The sequence below is a fragment of the Leptospira semungkisensis genome (assembly GCF_004770055.1).
Taxonomy (GTDB): domain Bacteria; phylum Spirochaetota; class Leptospiria; order Leptospirales; family Leptospiraceae; genus Leptospira_B; species Leptospira_B semungkisensis.
This window is the reverse complement of record NZ_RQEP01000019.1, coordinates 487530-504550: the sequence shown is the minus strand read 5'-3', so window position 1 is coordinate 504550 and position 17021 is coordinate 487530. Positions and strand designations below refer to the sequence as shown.

Annotated in this window: 16 protein-coding genes; 3 read left to right on the top strand and 13 right to left on the bottom strand. The window is 41.3% G+C overall.

Going from position 1 to position 17021, the window contains the following annotated elements; translation table 11 throughout:
- Positions 1-7 precede the first annotated feature (7 nt).
- From EHO59_RS16675 to EHO59_RS16665, 3 genes are read left to right on the top strand one after another with little or no spacing between them, the layout of a single operon-like run.
- Positions 8-1171, top strand: a complete 1164-nt coding sequence (locus tag EHO59_RS16675; RefSeq protein ID WP_135589582.1) for a histidine kinase dimerization/phosphoacceptor domain -containing protein — start codon at positions 8-10, stop codon at positions 1169-1171.
- The gene (locus EHO59_RS16670) at positions 1168-1647 is read left to right on the top strand and encodes a response regulator (protein WP_135589581.1); all 480 of its coding nucleotides are present in this window, start codon (positions 1168-1170) and stop codon (positions 1645-1647) included. Before EHO59_RS16675 ends, EHO59_RS16670 begins: the two co-directional genes overlap by 4 nt.
- Positions 1644-2393: an ATP-binding response regulator gene (locus tag EHO59_RS16665; protein ID WP_135589580.1), complete on the top strand. Its 750-nt coding sequence runs from the start codon at positions 1644-1646 to the stop codon at positions 2391-2393. Before EHO59_RS16670 ends, EHO59_RS16665 begins: the two co-directional genes overlap by 4 nt.
- A 10-nt stretch (positions 2394-2403) precedes the next feature.
- On the opposite strand, the gene EHO59_RS16660 is transcribed toward EHO59_RS16665, so the two are convergent.
- From EHO59_RS16660 to cobI, 13 genes are all read right to left on the bottom strand, one after another.
- On the bottom strand, positions 2404-4557 hold the full coding sequence (locus tag EHO59_RS16660) for a TonB-dependent receptor (RefSeq protein WP_135589579.1): 2154 nt from the start codon (positions 4555-4557) through the stop codon (positions 2404-2406).
- 367 nt (positions 4558-4924) lie between these two features.
- A complete protein-coding gene (locus tag EHO59_RS16655; RefSeq protein WP_135589578.1) occupies positions 4925-5524 on the bottom strand; it encodes a histidine phosphatase family protein in 600 nt (199 codons plus the stop codon).
- Complete coding sequence (gene cbiB, locus EHO59_RS16650) at positions 5521-6510, bottom strand: adenosylcobinamide-phosphate synthase CbiB (protein ID WP_135589577.1); 990 nt, start codon at positions 6508-6510, stop codon at positions 5521-5523. The genes EHO59_RS16655 and cbiB overlap by 4 nt, the downstream gene beginning before the upstream one ends.
- The gene (locus EHO59_RS16645; protein WP_135589576.1) at positions 6507-9107 is read right to left on the bottom strand and encodes a cobyric acid synthase; all 2601 of its coding nucleotides are present in this window, start codon (positions 9105-9107) and stop codon (positions 6507-6509) included. The genes cbiB and EHO59_RS16645 overlap by 4 nt, the downstream gene beginning before the upstream one ends.
- Positions 9104-9649 (bottom strand): bifunctional adenosylcobinamide kinase/adenosylcobinamide-phosphate guanylyltransferase, encoded by a 546-nt coding sequence (gene cobU / locus EHO59_RS16640; protein ID WP_135589575.1) that lies wholly within the window; start codon positions 9647-9649, stop codon positions 9104-9106. Before cobU ends, EHO59_RS16645 begins: the two co-directional genes overlap by 4 nt.
- Positions 9637-10266: a histidine phosphatase family protein gene (locus EHO59_RS16635; RefSeq protein WP_246052997.1), complete on the bottom strand. Its 630-nt coding sequence runs from the start codon at positions 10264-10266 to the stop codon at positions 9637-9639. The genes cobU and EHO59_RS16635 overlap by 13 nt, the downstream gene beginning before the upstream one ends.
- Positions 10263-10967: an adenosylcobinamide amidohydrolase gene (locus EHO59_RS16630; RefSeq protein WP_167882129.1), complete on the bottom strand. Its 705-nt coding sequence runs from the start codon at positions 10965-10967 to the stop codon at positions 10263-10265. Before EHO59_RS16630 ends, EHO59_RS16635 begins: the two co-directional genes overlap by 4 nt.
- Positions 10967-12346 (bottom strand): cobyrinic acid a,c-diamide synthase CobB, encoded by a 1380-nt coding sequence (locus EHO59_RS16625; protein ID WP_135589574.1) that lies wholly within the window; start codon positions 12344-12346, stop codon positions 10967-10969. The genes EHO59_RS16630 and EHO59_RS16625 overlap by 1 nt, the downstream gene beginning before the upstream one ends.
- A 6-nt stretch (positions 12347-12352) precedes the next feature.
- Complete coding sequence (gene cobO / locus EHO59_RS16620; RefSeq protein ID WP_246052995.1) at positions 12353-12886, bottom strand: cob(I)yrinic acid a,c-diamide adenosyltransferase; 534 nt, start codon at positions 12884-12886, stop codon at positions 12353-12355.
- A 7-nt stretch (positions 12887-12893) separates the two neighbouring features.
- Entirely contained in the window at positions 12894-13655 is a 762-nt protein-coding gene (gene cobM / locus EHO59_RS16615; RefSeq protein WP_135589572.1) for a precorrin-4 C(11)-methyltransferase, read from the bottom strand.
- A 7-nt stretch (positions 13656-13662) separates the two neighbouring features.
- On the bottom strand, positions 13663-15114 hold the full coding sequence (gene cobJ, locus EHO59_RS16610; RefSeq protein ID WP_135589571.1) for a precorrin-3B C(17)-methyltransferase: 1452 nt from the start codon (positions 15112-15114) through the stop codon (positions 13663-13665).
- The gene (locus EHO59_RS16605) at positions 15111-16265 is read right to left on the bottom strand and encodes a cobalt-precorrin 5A hydrolase (RefSeq protein WP_135589570.1); all 1155 of its coding nucleotides are present in this window, start codon (positions 16263-16265) and stop codon (positions 15111-15113) included. Before EHO59_RS16605 ends, cobJ begins: the two co-directional genes overlap by 4 nt.
- Positions 16252-17019: a precorrin-2 C(20)-methyltransferase gene (gene cobI, locus EHO59_RS16600; protein ID WP_135589569.1), complete on the bottom strand. Its 768-nt coding sequence runs from the start codon at positions 17017-17019 to the stop codon at positions 16252-16254. Before cobI ends, EHO59_RS16605 begins: the two co-directional genes overlap by 14 nt.
- Positions 17020-17021 lie beyond the last annotated feature (2 nt).

Sequence of the window (17021 nt, the reverse complement as noted above, 5' to 3'; positions counted from 1 at the left end):
GCAAGTCATGAAAGTAAATGTGCTTCTAGTAGATGATAACCCGGATAACTTGCAGGTGATGGATCATATTCTAGAGGATCCTGAATTGAATTTGGTCAAGGCCAACTCCGGTGAGGATGCTCTTAAGGTGCTATTGAAAGAGCCTGAGGATTTTGCTCTGATCTTCATGGATGTTCGGATGCCCGGTCTAGATGGATTCGAAGCGGCCTCTATGATCCGACAAAGGGAGAAATGTTCTAGGATCCCGATTATTTTTCTAACAGCCTACGGAAATAATGAAACAGGTATGTTTAAGGGATATTCTCTCGGCGCTGTTGACTTTTTAGTTAAGCCTCTTGCTCCGGAGATTATTAAATCAAAGGTATCCGTTTTCGTAGATCTACATAAGAAAAACAAGATATTGCGGATTCAGGAGGAACTTCTTCGACAAAGTCACGAAGAACTGGAACTGAGAGTGGTTGAAAGAACCTCCGAATTGAATCGAGTAAATAACGAATTGCTTATGGAAATCTCGGAACGTAAGAAAGCTGAGGAGGCTCTCAGGCTCTCTCTTCGTGAAAAGGAAGTGCTTTTACGTGAAATACATCACCGAGTGAAGAATAATCTTCAGATCGTTTCGAGCATATTGAGCCTTCAAGGAAATTATATCACTGACAGAAGAAGTCTAGAGATGTTCCAAGATTCCCAGTCTAGGATCAAGTCTATCGCTTTGATCCATGAGCTCCTTTACCAGAATGAGGATCTTGCTCAAACAGATTTTAAAGAATATCTGAATAGCCTTGTGACGAATTTGCTGAGAACATACCGAGTGAACTCTAAGATATACTTCGAGATAAATGCGGATCGTGTTCATCTGAGTCTGGATACTGCCATTCATTGCGGCTTGATCGTCACTGAATTGGTTACGAACTCTTTGAAATATGGGTTTAAGGAAAGGACTCAAGGGAAGATTTCTATTTCTATCAAGATCGTTAATGAAGATTACTTTTTAACGGTAGAAGACGATGGAGTTGGATTTCCGGAGGAAGTAGATTATAAGCAAACCGATTCTCTTGGCTTACAATTAGTAAATACTCTGGCACATCAGATTGATGGAAGTTTATCTTTAGACAAGAGCAATGGGACCAAGTTCACTCTGGTCTTTAGGGAAAGAAGTCGGGTTCGAAGATGATTACGAACCAGGCAAAGATCTTAATCGTCGAAGATGAGAATATCGTAGCGAAAGATATTTTCAATCGGCTCTCTGGGCTTGGATATTCAGCGATAAAGATCGCTGCCACCGGCAATGAAGCCTTAGAAAAGGCGATACTGGATAAACCGGATCTGATGCTGATGGATATTATGCTTTCAAAGGGAGATTATGACGGGATAGAAACCGTTCAAGAGTTGGCGGATAAGGCGGACGTTCCCGTTATCTACCTTACTGCGTATGCGGACGAAGCTTCCTTGATACGGAGTAAAAGTACTAGGCCCTATGGTTATTTACTTAAACCTTTTCAAACGAAGGAGTTGCAGATAGCGATAGAAATTGCATTAAATAAACATAAAATGGAGAGGAGAAGAAAAGTCTATAATAAGCTCCTTTCTACTGTCATGAAGTATGTGAAGGACGTCGTGGACCCTTCTTCTAAAAAGGTGGGGGCATGAAAAATACTAGGATACTTATCGTAGAAGACGAGGGATTGGTTGCGCAGGATTTAAAGCAACGCTTGATCAGAATGGGCTATCCCGAGCCTATCATAGCTGCAACTGGAGAAGTGGCAGTGAAGCAGGCAATTTCTATGCAACCTGATCTGATCTTAATGGATATTATTTTAGAGAACGGTTACTTGGACGGAGTAGACGCTGCTAAGAGAATCCGAAAATTCTTAGACGTACCTATTATCTATCTTACTGCATCTTCCGATGCGCAAACGATCCAAAGAGCTAAATTGACGGAGCCGAACGCTTATATTCTTAAACCTTTCCAAACAAGGGAACTTCAGATTATCATTGAATTGATATTGTACAAATACCAGATCGATCATGAGCTCATGGAAGAAGAAAGGATGGTTTCCGAAGAACTAAGGAATCTGGAAGAAGGGATTATTGCTTCTAATTCGCTCGGTCTTATATCTTTTATGAATCCGGCTGCAGAAAAAATGACCGGTTGGATGGAGGAAGAAGCTCTTGGAAAGCCACTGCAAGAAGTTCTAAGAGTTAAAAATCTATCGGAAGAGAACGATTTCAAGTTAGAGGACGTTTCAGAGAATCGTGGGGTTCCTTCTCATGGGTTACTCGTATCAAAGAATGGTTTGACTACTGAGGTCCTTACAATTACTAAAACTCTTCCCGAAATCCAAGAAGTGGATGTGGACCATATCTTGGTAATTCGGGACTTGGTGAAAAGATAATCAACTAAGTTTAGAAAGTCGATCTAACGGAAATACGTACTGATCTTGGAAGGGCTGGGTGAGTGTGGATATCATTGTAACCTCCATCATTCGGACCCACCGGTTCATTCTTAAGTCGAGAAGCGTAATAATAATCTATATCACTTACCCTAGCATTCAGTAAATTGAATACTTCAAAAACCAAATTCCAATCTTCTCCAAAACTCTTTCCGATTTGAAGATTGACTGTAGTGCTTGCCGCAGAATGTTCTGAGTTGTCTTCGATCAAGGATCGGGGGCCGAAATATCTGACTCGAATAGATCCAAAATATCCATCAAGATCTCTTAATGTAATTCCTGAGGCGAATGTGCTCCGGATCGATCCAGGGATATAATTTCCTGCAGGATCTGTATCTCTGAATCTAGACCTTGATGTGGCAAAGTCAGCATCTATCATCAACCAGGATCGGAACGAATAGTAGTTTGCCCATTCTATCCCTTTTCTCGTGCTTGGACGACTCGGTTCAGTTGTTGCGTTATCTCCAGTGAATAATAACTCGGAGTCCATATCTAACTGCCAGATAGAGAATGTGGATTGCCAGCCACTCACAGGCTCCGTTCTTAATCCGAATTCTCCCCCGCTTGTTCTTACTAACGGATCGGCTGGATTTTGCTTTAACACGACTCCACGCGCGTCATTACTATGAAAACCCTTTCCAGCGCTGATATAAAATTCAGTTTTAAGCCAAGGACCGAATACGAAACTTCCTTTGGGACTATAAATAGCGGCAATCCTTCTGGAGGAAGTAAATGTCTGAAGATCGTCTACTTTAAAATCGTATGTATCTCCTCTAACACCTAAGATGGTTCTAAATTTCTTGGCCCATTGTATTTTATTTTCATAATATGCCCCAGTACTCATCTGGACGATACTATCTTCCTTCATTGTTTCTAATCTGGCGCGGCTCTCCGTATGGAATAATCCGTCGAGGATATAATCTCTTCTTATTTGAAGTCCTACAGTATTCTCCATTTTTAATCCGAAGATTTCATTTATGCTCTTATAGCTAGATTTACTTCCGACTACCGTTCGTCTGTCCATTTGTTCGTGTTGGTCGCCTCTTTCATGATCGTCCAAATAATAAGTCATATTTGAGAATAATCTTAAATCGTAATATATCCCGTAGAGTTGGGTTTTTGCCTCATGGTCTTTATCAATATGATGCGCCTCTAAATTGACGCTTGCACGATTCGACCAACCGCCATCCGTTTTATCTACGCTCTCGAATCTACTTAAGCCGTCGGAGTTCGGATCATAGGGATCCTTTCCATCTGCAATTGCTCTTTTGGGGATTTGATCCGTTGAATGCCATGAGCCCTTATAGCCCATTGCACTAATGCTAATCCCTTTAAGCTTGTCTCCGATAGAGTAGCTCAATACACCATTTGCCTTTCGTAAATTATCCGGGATCACCCAAGGTCCGTCATTATGTGAAGAATCTACTGCGTACAATAGATCTCCTGGACCAACCTTATAGGATTTTGCGATTAAGGCTCTTGCATAGCCAAGAGTTCCGCCTTCCACATTTGCTATTCCTTTAGATAGGCTTTTAAAATAAGAAATATTGAATGCACCTGCAGAAGCAAAGTCTCCCTGGTCTGCATAATAAACCCCTTTCTTATATTGCATTTGCTCAACTAATTCCGGAATAAGAAAGTTGAGGTCGGTATATCCTTGTCCATGGGCATGGCTTGGATTGTTTACTGGCATACCTTCTACGCTGGTTGCCAGGTCGGTTCCATGATCCAGGTTGAATCCTCTTAGAAAGAATTGATTCGCTTTTCCTCCGCCGCTATGTTGAGTTACGATCACTCCGGGAACGAGCTCAGCTACTTCTCCCGCTCTTAAGATAGGCCTCGTTCTGATCTGGTCTGAGCCTACCACTCCTTCACTGGCGGAAGAGGCTATGCCTATAAGATTGGATCTTCTGTCCCGGATCACGATCGCATCCGGTTTGTATTCGGAGATCTTCTTAACTAATTCCTGCTTTTGTTTTTCAGCGTCTGATTTCTTATTCTTTTCTGATTGATCTACAGGATCCTGAGCGTTCAAAGTGCCTTGCATCTCGCTAAGAAAATACGTGACCATTAGCATTCCGATATATCGGAATATAGGTTTTTTCATTGTTCCATCCGTTTCCATGGGAAAATTCCGAAACCTAAAAGAGTTAACATGTGTTAGTTGAAATAATATAAATATATTTATATATTATAATGTTTCTGTCTTTGTCATTCTTTTGGTTCGGGAGCCCCGAATTTTAACTTTTGGGGCCCTTCGCGATAGCACGGACGTGCGAGGCGAGAATTGCGAATTACCTATCCTCGAGGTTTAAGTTCGCAGGGAGATCTGGCTTTTCGATATCTAAGGAAATCGAATCACAGTTGCGGGTCAGCGCGGGATTTGCACCCAACTTCATCCTAAAAGTTAGGTCCATAGTTTTTGGGAAATATATTCTTACAATAAAAAATTGAATTAGATGATTAAAGAATTATTAAACGTTTAAAATTCTTTCCTCTTGTTCGAGATAGATAAGCCTTCTTATTTCACAATTTTCGATCTTTCTTTCATGCATTGTTTTGCCGGAAAACTTTTCACAAAATTGTTTCATTACGAAACCATGAGTGCAAATTCCGATTTTAGTTTTATTATAAATTCGGACTAGATCCTTTACAGTTTGAGAAATTCGATCGCTTGCTTCTTTCTTGGATTCTCCTCCAGGAAATCGGAATGATCCAGACTCATTGTCATCTTCCTTCCATTTCAAATATGTTTCTTTGCCAAATTTATGAATTAGATCCGATTCGAGGATTCCTTGTGCCTCTCCTGAATATATTTCTCTTAATCCAGTATGGTAAATTACATCTATTTTCAAAAATTTTGATATAATCAAAGACGTTTCTTTTGCTCTCAATAGGTCACTGCTGAAGAGGATCTCCAAATTGATATCTTTTAGTCTCTTTGCTAATATTTCTGCTTGGTATATGCCGTTTTTGTTTAATTTACTTTCTTTATGTCCTTGGAGTCGTCCTTCTATATTCCAATCTGTTTCTCCATGTCTGAATATATATAATTGGCGTTCTTGTTGTGTCATGATGAAAAGACTCTAAGAGATGGTAGATATTCGAATAGATGGGAAAATAATTTTATCGCCACTAAGTAAACGATGGAGGTGAGTATCGCAGTGATCACTATGATTTTGTTTGCATCTAAGATTTTCTGAGCACTTAATTCTTCCCTCGGCTCGCCGATCTTCGGTTTTTCACTTAAGATCCCATGATAGTAGTTTCTACCTCCAAGTTGGACTTTCAATGCCCCTGCAAGAGCTGCTTCTGAAAGGCCCGAATTAGGACTTGGGTTCTTACGGCCGTCCTTAAAAAGGATTCGCAAAGAACTCATCACAGAAAAACCAATCAAACCGGAAGAGATTGAAAGTAGAGGAGCGGTGATCCTCGCTGGAATATAGTTGGCAAGATCATCGACTCTTGCAGAGGTCCAACCGAATTTAATGTATGTTGAATTCTTATATCCGAAAAGAGAATCTAAAGTGTTGATAGCTCTGTATAAGACAGCCCAGGCTGGACCTCCTATTGCTGCAAAGAATAGTGGAGCGGTAATCCCATCCACGAGGTTTTCGCCGATGCTTTCGACAGTTGCTCTCACGATTTCTTGTTCGGAAAGAGATTCCGTGTCTCTTCCTACGATCCTTCCGACTCTTTCTCTTGCTTTTTGCAGATTTCCTTCTTTTAAAGAAAAATAAACTTCCTTGCTATGGTCGATTAAGTCTTTTAAGGCGATGCTGGTATATATTAGAAAAACAGAAAGTATCGCTTCTAGAAAAGGATGGATCTCCGAGAACAATTTTAGTAAAAGCCATGGCAAGAAGAATGAAGCTGAATAAACGATAATTGCTGTGAGAAGTCCGGCTATGAAAGAATAAGAAGGGATTGCAATTCTTGTTATTCTTTCCAGAAAACGAGAAAATTTTCCCATAAGCCTCACAGGATGGGGGAGTCCTTGCGGGTCTCCGAGTCCCAAGTCTAATAGTATCGATGCAGGGATCAGCCAAATTGAATTCATTGGATTTCGAGTATCCTATAGATCATATCCATATCCAACGACTCTCTCACTTCCTTTGCCAATCGATCTAGGTTTGTCTCTAATTCATACTTTGCTTGGACCTTTTCGAAGGGTCTCATTCCTTTTTTTACTCGAATCCTATCCAAGAACCAACGTCTGAATTCATCTTCGTCAAAGACTCCGTGTAGGTAAGTCCCCCATATATTTTCCGAAATTCCTTCATGACCGATCGCCTCTCCCATAGAGTTTTGAAAGAGGATCTGAAGATTGGAGTTTGCCTGCGTGACCCCGTGATGTATTTCATAACCGATCACTTTCTTTTTAGAAGGAAGATGATAACCTTCCGTCTGCTTCAGATATTTTTCCTTTTCTAAGGTTGTGCGGATCTCAATCAATCCCAGACCCGATGCGGATCCTCGATTGCTTTCTATTTTAAAAGGATCATGAACGGATTGTCCAAGCATTTGGTATCCACCGCAGATTCCGATGATCTCCGTTTTTCCTTCTTTATGAAAATTTAAAATGTCTTCGAAGATTCCTGATTCTTTTAAGTAATCCAGATCTGTGATTACGTTCTTACTTCCAGGAAGAATGATCACGTCCGGAGATCCGAGCTCTTCTCTTCTGGTTACGATCCTGACTCTTACATCCGGTTCAATCCGTAATGCATCCAAATCGGTATGATTCGAGATTCTGGGAGTATCGATTAAAGCTATATCGATCCGGTCTCCTAATGGAGAATTGTCATTTAAACTTCCGGATTTAAATTCTAAAGAATCTTCTTCCGGAAGTCCTAGATGATTTAAAAAAGGGACAATGCCGAAGACTTTCTTTCCGGTAGTTTCTTCTAAATACTGTATCCCAGGATCTAAAAGCTGCTTTATTCCTCTGAATCGATTGATAATAAATCCGGCGACAAGTTTCCTTTCCCATTCTGAGAGTGTCTCCATGCTTCCTACAAAAGAACCGAACACTCCTCCGTGATCTATATTACCGATCAGTAATACTTTGGCCTTTGCATATTCGGCCATTCTCATGTTGACGATATCTTTCTCTTTTAGATTGACTTCGGATATTCCTCCGGCTCCTTCTAAAACTACAAGATCGAATTCCTCCGACAAAGAATCATAAGATTTCTTTACTTCATTGAATGCGCTCGCCTTGAATTTCATATACTCTCTAAAGTCCATCGCATCCACAGGTTTTCCGTTTAGAATGACTTGTGAATCTTTCTCGCTAGAAGGTTTAAGGAGTATTGGATTCATCCTATAATCGGCTTGTATTTTGCAGGCCTGGGCTTGCAAGGCCTGTGCTCTTCCGATCTCGGCTCCGTCATACGTTACGAATGAATTCAATGCCATATTTTGAGACTTGAACGGGGCGATTCTCAAGCCATCCTGGGTGAGTATTCTGCATAATGCGGTCGTTAAAATACTTTTTCCCACATTGGAAGCCGTGCCTTGCAGCATCAGTGCTGGCTTACGTTTGTTTTTAGGAGTTCGATTGTTCTTCTTCTGGAACACGGAAGCGAATGCATCTATCAATCTTGCATTTTCTTCAGGAGTTCTAATGGCAACTCGAATATGATGTTTTCCTAAACCTTCAAAATTGTCGCAGCTTCTTATTCCAATTCCGAATTCTTTTAACATTCTTCGGGTTAAATCCTCGGAAGAAATGAAATCATCTAGAATCTCTAATAAAAGAAAGTTCGCATTGCTTGCGTAAACTTTAAATATTTCGAGTTTGCGCAATTCCTCTTGGAGAGAAGTCTTCCATTCTGACACTTTCTTTCTTGTTTCTAGAATGAAGTCTTTATCTCTTCCGAACCTTTCTAATACGGATGCGCTGAGCGTATTTACATTCCAGTCCGGAATTTGTTTGGATATTTGTTCCGATATCTTCGGATTAGCTAGAAGCACTCCTAATCTTAGGCCGGGGAGAGCCAAGATCTTTGTTAAAGACCAAAGAACGGCAATATTATCAGTCCTATGCTTTCTGAAAGAAGCCTCATCTCCATAAAAATCTATAAAAGATTCATCAATTAGGAAAAATGAATTCGGATGGGCGCTTGCAATCTTGATTACTGAATCTTTATCTAATAATTTTCCAGTAGGATTGTTCGGATGACCGAGAATGATTAGGTTCGATCGATTTTTATTTTCTAACAGAATCTCTTCTAATTCGATTGGGTTGAAATTGTATTCTTCTTCCTTTTTGAACTCAAGGGAACGGATGGGAATATTGGCTATCTCTATTGCCTTTTTATAATCTAAATAGGAAGGCGTACCAAGGATTGCCAGATCGAAATTCAATATTTTGGGAAAGGCGTAGATTAACTCGGAGGCTCCATTTCCCAACACGATTTCATTTGTAGGAATGTCCCAGAATTCTTGCAGCGCTTTCTTGGTCTGTGTATAGTTCGGATCCGGATAAAAGGCTAAATCGCTTATTTTGGAATGGATGAGAGGCCGAACCCAATCCGGAAATCCTAGAGGGTTAAGATTGGCTGAAAAATCTAAAATCTCGGAAGAAGAAACTCCCGCGAGGTTGGCCATTCTTTCTAAATTTCCCCCGTGCTTAGGCTCTTGTTCGCTCATATTGCATTCTCCGGTTTTGGCTTTAGCGAAATGGAAAGCCCGCTGACTAAAAAATACGCTTCCTGAGAAGAGAGAGCGATTGCTTGATTACAAATTCCTAATAGATCTCTAAATGTTCTTCCTTCTCTATTTTCCGGAACTAATCCCATGCCGACTTCGTTTGTGACGATAAAAACTGATTTTGCATTGGATGCTTGGATAGAGTTGGCGAGATTCAGACTGAGAGCTTGGACTTCGTCCTGTGTTAAAGAGCCACTTGACCGGTACATTAGATTATTGATCCATAAACTTAGGCAATCTAGGATGATTACGGAACCAGGAGGTAAGTCTGAGAAAATTTGAGAGAGTTCGATCTCTTCTTCTATTGTTCTCCAGCCCTTTCTTTCCTGTTTGTGTCTTTCTATTCTGGAATTCATTTCCTCATCAATATTGGGGCAGGTAGCGAGAAAGATTTTTTCTCCTTCTTCTTTTCCGGCTTGTTCCAGTGCGAATTTACTTTTTCCGCTCCTGCAGCCTCCGCTTATGAAGATCATCCTGGCCATTCGCATCTCCTTTGGGAATTGCATCGAATGAATCCGGTCAGAGCCACTTGTCCAGTCTGATACAGTTCTAAGAGAACAATAGTTGAAGGAAGTATCTGGAAATTAAGATAAGAAGAAGAGGGGAGTCGTAAGAATATGCATAGTAGAAGAGAAAGAATGCCACCATGTGATACTATTAGAATATTCTTATTTTCCGAAGATCGTATTAGATTTATGAACTTTTCCGCTCTATTTGTGAAGCTAAGTATTTTCTCTCCATTCGGAAAATGAAATTCAGGGTGGAAGTTTCCCCATTCTTGAAATTGGGAAAGGTTTTCGTTTGTAAGATCCTGGAGTCGATGGCCTTCTATATCTCCAAAATCGAATTCTTTCAATTCTTCCTTGAGTTCAGGATTTGTGTATTCATGTTTCCCTAACGCATTATAAGTTTCAAGGCATTGTTTGGAAGGGGAAAGATATACCTTCCCTTCCAAAAACTTGGATGGAAGCACTTCCTTTACTCTTTCAATTTCGAGTAATCCTTGCTCGGAGATACTTAAATCTGTTTTTCCAATATAGCGAGAATGATATTGCGGGTCTATGCTTGCATGTCTCAAAAGGCAGATATTTTTTTTCATTGATGTACATTGCCTGATATATTATTCTTTTGAAATGCGTTCCTGGTTTGTTTCCAGTTTTGTATTCCTATTTTTACTGCCTGGTAGGTTGCGCTTCCGATGAGATGACCGAAGACAGTATGTTTTCCTGCATAATCAATTTGTTCTTTACGACTCGGGGAAAGTATTCCGATGCAATCGGTTCCGGTGCCGGTTGCAAGACCTTCTCCTGCTTTACTCTCTATTTTTGCCTCTAACACTGCCAATGTTCTTGCTTCTGATGCGATTGAGATTGCTTCTAAGCTTGCTAAAAGAGTAAGAGGTTCTGAGGTTTGCACAAGTATATTGATCGTACCAATCTTCTTCTGAATGTTGGGAGGATCTCCAACTCTGACAGAATTTCCAAGTCCTACAGTGGCAATGCATCGAACATGCATGCCTTCTTTGCTTTGAATAATTACTGAATGATCGGAAAGGGAGGCGCTTGTCATAAATCCAAGAACTTCTTCGTTCTCTTCTTTTTCGGAGAGGCGGGACCTGTAGAATTCCTCTGGAATAGTTTCTGGATTCAGATCTGAGTTTGTTACTCGCAACCAGTATGCTTTCTTTACCGTGAGCCAACCGCCCCCCACCACCGCCCAACTTAAAGAATGATGTGGTTCTGATAGGTAGAGCTCTAACCAAGATTCGGATATGTTTAATATGGAATCGGAGAAGGGCATTATTTTCGAAACCTCTTGCAAGATTCCACAAAGTTCTCCGGGATAGAAGGATTGGAAGCCCAATGAGCATGCACATAAGAGCCTAGTATATTTCCGACTGTATATCCTTCGGAAGAAGTTAGATCTGCTTTACGTTTTCGTATTTTATAAGAAAATAATTCGTCTTTAGGATTTTCTAATAAGAGATCAGAGTATCTGAATTGGTGACCTCTGAATCTTATTCCTGCTTCTCCCAGGATAGTGTTTTTTTCGGTATGCACTTCCACATAACCTAAGGCCTTTAACTTAGGACCCATAACCGCTTTTCCGGGGACGAGACCCAACATTGGATAAGAAATTCCTTGTAGGTCTTGAATTTCATTGGATAAATACATGAGCCCGCCGCATTCCGCATAAATTGGAGCTCCAGATCTAGCAAAGTTCCGAATTTCATGCAATAGATCGTAATTTTTGGAAAGAGAAGACGCATAAAGTTCGGGATATCCGCCTCCCAAATACAGACCGTCCACATTCGGTAGACTCTTATCTTCGATTGGGGAAAAATAGATGAGCTCGGCTCCGGATTCTTCTAATCTTCTTAAATTTTCTTTATAATAAAAATGGAATGCTTTATCTCTAGCGACTCCTATCTTACAGCTGGGTGTCTTCGCAGTTTTTCTTTCTTCTTCTTTGATCGGGATTGGAGAAGCCTTCTTTGCTAAGTCAAGAATATCATCTATATTTAAATAGGATTCGCAAATGTTTTGCCAGAAAGACAATTTGTCTTCGGTTAGGATCTCCTCTGTTGCAGAGTGTAATCCCAAATGTCTTTCCGGGAAGGATTGGTCTTGCGCTTTTGGAAGTCCACCTAAGAGAGGAGTAGGTAAGAGCGCCGATCTTAGCAAAGAGGTATGTCCTTCGCTTCCGACGAAATTGGCTATGAATCCTTTTATGAGAACTTCCTGGTCGAAATTTATTAATCCTGTCGCGATGGCTGCAAACGTTCTCGCCATTCCGGAAGCATCGATTAATGCGATTACAGGTGCCTGCAGCCATTTTGCTATTTCGGCAGTAGAGCCTATATCCGAGTGTGGGGAATGTCCGTCGAAAAGTCCCATTACTCCTTCTATGAGAGCAATATCTGAGCAATGAGAGGCTTCTGCAAAACTGGAAAGAACGCTTTCTTTTCCCATTAGCCATCCATCAAGATTTTGGCATGTATTTCCGCTTACAAGGGAATGGTAGGTTGGATCCAGATAATCTGGTCCACATTTAAAGACGGAGACCTTGAGTCCTCTTGCTTGCAAGGCTTTTGTAAGTCCGACTACCAGTGTTGTTTTACCGATTCCGCTTCCTGTTCCGGAAATTAGAATGCGTGGAATATTTATTTCATTCATCATGTTATTCTAATAATCAATCCCGATCTGAGCAGGTATGCCCTTCTCATGGGGATGTTTGCGTGATTCTATGAAACTGACAAGATCGGCATGATCGGTAATGCTTGTTGGGCAATTCCTTCCTGTGATGATAACATGGACATCTTCCGGCCTTTTTTGAAGTACATCTACGATTTCTTCCACATTAAGCCAGCCGTAATGAAATGCGTAAGTGATCTCATCTAATATTATGATTTTATAATTTCCGGATAAGATCATTTCGGAAGATTTTTGCCAGGCGGATTTTGCCGCTTCCTTGTCCCTATCCAAGTCATCGCTTTCCCAAGTAAATCCGAGCCCCATTACATGAAAGTCTAGGTCAGGGATCGTCTTCGCAAATTTTCTTTCTCCTGTTTCCCATTTTCCCTTTAGGAATTGCACGACTCCGCATTTGATCCCTCTACCTAAGGCTCTAAATAGGATCCCTAAGGCGGCAGTTGTCTTTCCTTTTCCGGGTCCTGTATGAACTATGACCAAGCCTTTCTTGGTCTTACTCGATTCCATGCGCGGCTTATCCTTTCTTTGCCTTTCTGAATTTATGAGAGAAGTCGGAGGCATACAGTCTGGAGTCCGCAAAATCATGGCAGTCTAAGACTTTTCCTACAAAGATGATAGCGGTGCTTGTGATCTTTTCTTCTTTTACTTTTTGGGCGATGTCCTCTAAAGTCCCAGTGATGATTTTTTGCTCCGGCCAAGTGGCTCTTTGCACAACTGCAACAGGACAATCTTCTCCATAATACGGGGTCAGCTCTTCTACCAATTTACGAATATGTAAAACACTTAAAAAGAAGACGAGTGTGGCACCTGTGGATGCGAAGCTAGAGAGCCTTTCCTTTTCGGGCATAGGAGTTCTTCCTTCTGCCCTAGTGATCACTACGGATTGGGAAACTTCAGGAAGTGTGAGCTCTTTTCCGAGCATGGCAGCGGCCGCAGTAAATGACGATACTCCGGGAACTATTTCATAAGGAATCCCTAATTCATCCAATTTTCTCATCTGTTCTGCGGTGGAGCCGAAGATGGAAGGATCTCCAGTATGCACCCTAGCTACATTTTGGTCCTTTTCGTATGCATCTTTCATGATAGATATAATTTCTTCTAAGGTCATTTTAGAAGAATCTAATACGAGTGCCTCTTTATTGGCTCTTTCTATTACTCTGGTGGGGACGAGCGAGCCTGTGTATAAAACGATCGGACAGGTCTCTACCAAACGAGCTCCTTTGATCGTGATCAATTCCGGATCTCCTGGACCGGCTCCTATAATGTATACTTTCATATTCTTTCTAACATTTTAAAATAGTTTCTCTAAAAACGGACCAGACTTGCTTCGGAGAATTTCCGAGCCAACGAGCGTCTACATACTCAGTTCCTTTCCATTGGATCTTATTGCTATTATCTAATACGTAGTTCCATAGGCGCTCACTTACGGAAGAGTTTCTGTATATGACAAAAAGATCATATATAAATTCCGGAGTTGTACTATTTGGCAAAGAGATTAGAGCGTCGAATTTCAATTTATCGACTATTTCTTCGTCTTTTGCGATGAGGGTTACGAGTTTATTTTCCTGTTCCGGTATATCGTAAAAACCGAATTCTTTTAGATCTGTTGGTTGCTTGAATTTGCCGATCAGGTAGAAACTGTTTACGTTTTTGAAAACAATTGCTCCTCCGATTCTTCCGATCAGAGAAAATTCTTCTTCGGTATCGATCTCTCTGGCAGGATTGCTTTTTGTACGGATCGGCTCTAAGAATTCCAAGGCGGACAATGCGTTTTTAACGGAAGAATCCGCCTTAGTTTCTTCGATATCATCCTGTTCGAAAGTGCTTGTATTCGTTCGGATAAAAGCGCCTTGTATTTTAGTAATATTTAAACTTGGAATGGGCCCGTTCTCTAAGGGACGACTTGCTAAATCTCCTTCTACTCTTAGAGAGATCGCTCTTGTTTGACCGGGCTTTACTGAGCCGTCTTCCAGTGAGTATTTATTTCCATATCCTCTTGGAGTGACGAAGAAGCCTTCATACACGAAGGATTGTGAAGAGCCTATGATCACAGTAGTATTCATCCCGATCTCAAATTCGAGAAAATGATCTAGGTCTGAAAATTGAACCGTTTCTTGTCTACGATATGCGCTCTTTACAAGTGCGACTGGAGTGCTTCCAGGTCTGTATTTTTTTATAATGCGAGCCGCTTCGACGATCTGTCTTTGCCTTCTACCCGAAGCAGGGTTATAAAGATTGATCACGAAGTCTCCTTTCGCAGCACTTTCGATTCTATTCTCAATTACGGACCAAGGAGTTAATAGATCGGAGAGAGAAATTCGCGCAGCATCATGAACTAAAGGGGCCCCTACAAGTGAGGCGCAAGAACTATCCGCAGTAATTCCCGGGACCATTTTGATCTCAGGAGAATCTCCACGTTTCCAACCTATTTTACGTAAGACTTCGAATACAAGTCCTGCCATTCCGTAAACGCCCGCATCTCCGGAAGAAATTAGGGTCACGGTTTTGCCCGATCTTGCGGTGTCTACGGCGGTCTGTGCTCTGGTGATCTCCTCTGTCATTCCAGTGCGAGTGACTTGCTTCCCGCCTAAATGGTGTTTCACTAGATTGATATAAGTGGTATAGCCGATTACGTAATCGGCTTCTTTAATTGCTGCAAGTGCTGCAGGAGTAATATGTTCATCATTTCCTGGTCCTATGCCTACAATATTCAGTTTTCCTGATGTTTCATTCATAGAAGGATCCCTTCCTTTATGGGAGTGATGTCTCTTCGAACAGAGAAGGGGATCCGAGTGATCGCAACTGTCAGGTTTTTGCCATCTTCTTCTTTGTATTTTTGCTTAGGAACTAAGAGTTCTTTTGCGCCAGAATGAAGTAAGGAGGCGGCTTCACTCACTGATCTTGTGCCTACATATTTGGTTGCGGCTTCTGAGAACTCAGAAACGCCTTCTACTTTGTCTAGTTCCTGAGCGGGGAAGGTTATAAATTCCCATCCGAATTTGTTACTGATCTCTAAGAAAGCCTGCTCTTCTTTCTTTGCATCTACGCTTGCAATTGCTTTTATGCATTGAAAGGAAAGTTGATTTTCTTCTAATACTTTTCGGATCCCATTTTCTACTGCATGAGTTGAGATACCTTTGTCCGAACCAAGTCCTAAAATAAGGGATTTAGGTCTGTATATTACAGAATTATCATATATTTCAGGATCATTTGATTTTATATCTGTTCGATCGCTTGCGATCAAAAGGATCTCATATTCTTGAGGCCTTACATTCTCTAAATCCAGAGAATATTCTACGCCCTTAGGCAAAGCCTTCTCTAAGGGCCAAAAATTCGGCTCCCCGGTTTCCTGCACGAATAGGACCTTAGTTTCGTTTACCACTGCGGCACAGGCTCTAGTTACATTCCTGTCTTGGTCCTCGAGGCTCCAGCCTAAATCTCTTCCCAGTATGTCTACTGTTAAGGTTCCAGATACATCCGAGGCGGTAGTGATCACCGGGATATTGCCCAAATGATCTGCAATCTTTTGAGTGAAAGAATTTCCTCTTCCTACATGTCCTGATAGAAGGCAGATGGTAAATTTTGCCTGATCATCTATGCATAAAACTGCAGGATCTACTTTCTTATTCTTTAATAAAGGAGAGATCATCCTCACAACAGCTCCTACGCTGATCACAAAGATATGGCAGTCATATTCCTGAAAAGTTTCCCTCAATGTTGGTTCCATGGGAAGGCTCAAATGCTTGGATCCTTTGGGGGCTTCTTCCAAAAATTTGGGAGAAACGAATAGATCGGCGTCCTTTAAAGAGGAATAAAGCGCGGAACCGGTTTTTAATCCATGCTTTGTGATTACATAGATCGCATAAGGTTTTCTATTCGGACTCATAATGATTCCCTCTTAAAATACCCTTTCGCTTTCGAATAGAGATGATGACCATGGAGAAGTAGTCGCAATTTTCGTTTTGAATGGATTCTAGATCGCGAACAATTCTTTGTCTGTCTGTCGTTCCGTAAGAAACGTAAGTAGCGTTATCTAATAGATTCAATTCTTTTAATATGCGGACAAGTTCATGAACAACCTGTCCTACTTTGGTAAGAACGATGGTATCAAAATCTTCGGTGAGTCTTGGAAGATCTTCCAGCCCATAGGTTCCGGGCAAGACGCAGAATCTTTCGCGTCCATCTGCAAGTGGAGTGAGAAGGCTAGCTGGGATTGCAGTGATAGAAGATACTGCTGGAACGATCTCTATTTCTATTCCTGGCCATCGATCGGGAGCTTCTTCTAAAAGATAACTCCAGGAGCTATAAACAGAAGGATCTCCTTGCGTAATGAATGCTACGTCCTGACCTTTTTCTAATCGTAACCCGATCTCTGTGAAGGCCTGGTCCCAGGCGGGAATGAGTATCTTCGGATCCTTGCTCATCGGAAAGTGTAGAAATAACTTTTCTTGAGCATCGTTCTCCTTTACTATTGGAGAACATACTCTCCAAGAGAAGGAGGGGAGTTGCTCGCTACTCTTTGGAATGGCGAGTACTGAGACAGTATTTAGAACATTTACTGCTCGGAGAGTAATCAGATCCGTAGCCCCAGGACCGACTCCTACTCCGAACAATTTTCCGTATTTTGTTTTAGTGGTCATTA

What these genes read in the sequence shown, in the direction of transcription:
- EHO59_RS16675 (WP_135589582.1), top strand. Translation starts at nt 8, where the DNA reads ATGAAAGTAAATGTGCTTCTAGTAGATGATAACCCGGATAACTTGCAG.
- EHO59_RS16670 (WP_135589581.1), top strand. Translation starts at nt 1,168, where the DNA reads ATGATTACGAACCAGGCAAAGATCTTAATCGTCGAAGATGAGAATATC.
- EHO59_RS16665 (WP_135589580.1), top strand. Translation starts at nt 1,644, where the DNA reads ATGAAAAATACTAGGATACTTATCGTAGAAGACGAGGGATTGGTTGCG.
- EHO59_RS16660 (WP_135589579.1), bottom strand. Translation starts at nt 4,557, where the DNA reads ATGAAAAAACCTATATTCCGATATATCGGAATGCTAATGGTCACGTAT.
- EHO59_RS16655 (WP_135589578.1), bottom strand. Translation starts at nt 5,524, where the DNA reads ATGACACAACAAGAACGCCAATTATATATATTCAGACATGGAGAAACA.
- cbiB (WP_135589577.1), bottom strand. Translation starts at nt 6,510, where the DNA reads ATGAATTCAATTTGGCTGATCCCTGCATCGATACTATTAGACTTGGGA.
- EHO59_RS16645 (WP_135589576.1), bottom strand. Translation starts at nt 9,107, where the DNA reads ATGAGCGAACAAGAGCCTAAGCACGGGGGAAATTTAGAAAGAATGGCC.
- cobU (WP_135589575.1), bottom strand. Translation starts at nt 9,649, where the DNA reads ATGGCCAGGATGATCTTCATAAGCGGAGGCTGCAGGAGCGGAAAAAGT.
- EHO59_RS16635 (WP_246052997.1), bottom strand. Translation starts at nt 10,266, where the DNA reads ATGAAAAAAAATATCTGCCTTTTGAGACATGCAAGCATAGACCCGCAA.
- EHO59_RS16630 (WP_167882129.1), bottom strand. Translation starts at nt 10,967, where the DNA reads ATGCCCTTCTCCGATTCCATATTAAACATATCCGAATCTTGGTTAGAG.
- EHO59_RS16625 (WP_135589574.1), bottom strand. Translation starts at nt 12,346, where the DNA reads ATGATGAATGAAATAAATATTCCACGCATTCTAATTTCCGGAACAGGA.
- cobO (WP_246052995.1), bottom strand. Translation starts at nt 12,886, where the DNA reads ATGGAATCGAGTAAGACCAAGAAAGGCTTGGTCATAGTTCATACAGGA.
- cobM (WP_135589572.1), bottom strand. Translation starts at nt 13,655, where the DNA reads ATGAAAGTATACATTATAGGAGCCGGTCCAGGAGATCCGGAATTGATC.
- cobJ (WP_135589571.1), bottom strand. Translation starts at nt 15,114, where the DNA reads ATGAATGAAACATCAGGAAAACTGAATATTGTAGGCATAGGACCAGGA.
- EHO59_RS16605 (WP_135589570.1), bottom strand. Translation starts at nt 16,265, where the DNA reads ATGAGTCCGAATAGAAAACCTTATGCGATCTATGTAATCACAAAGCAT.
- cobI (WP_135589569.1), bottom strand. Translation starts at nt 17,019, where the DNA reads ATGACCACTAAAACAAAATACGGAAAATTGTTCGGAGTAGGAGTCGGT.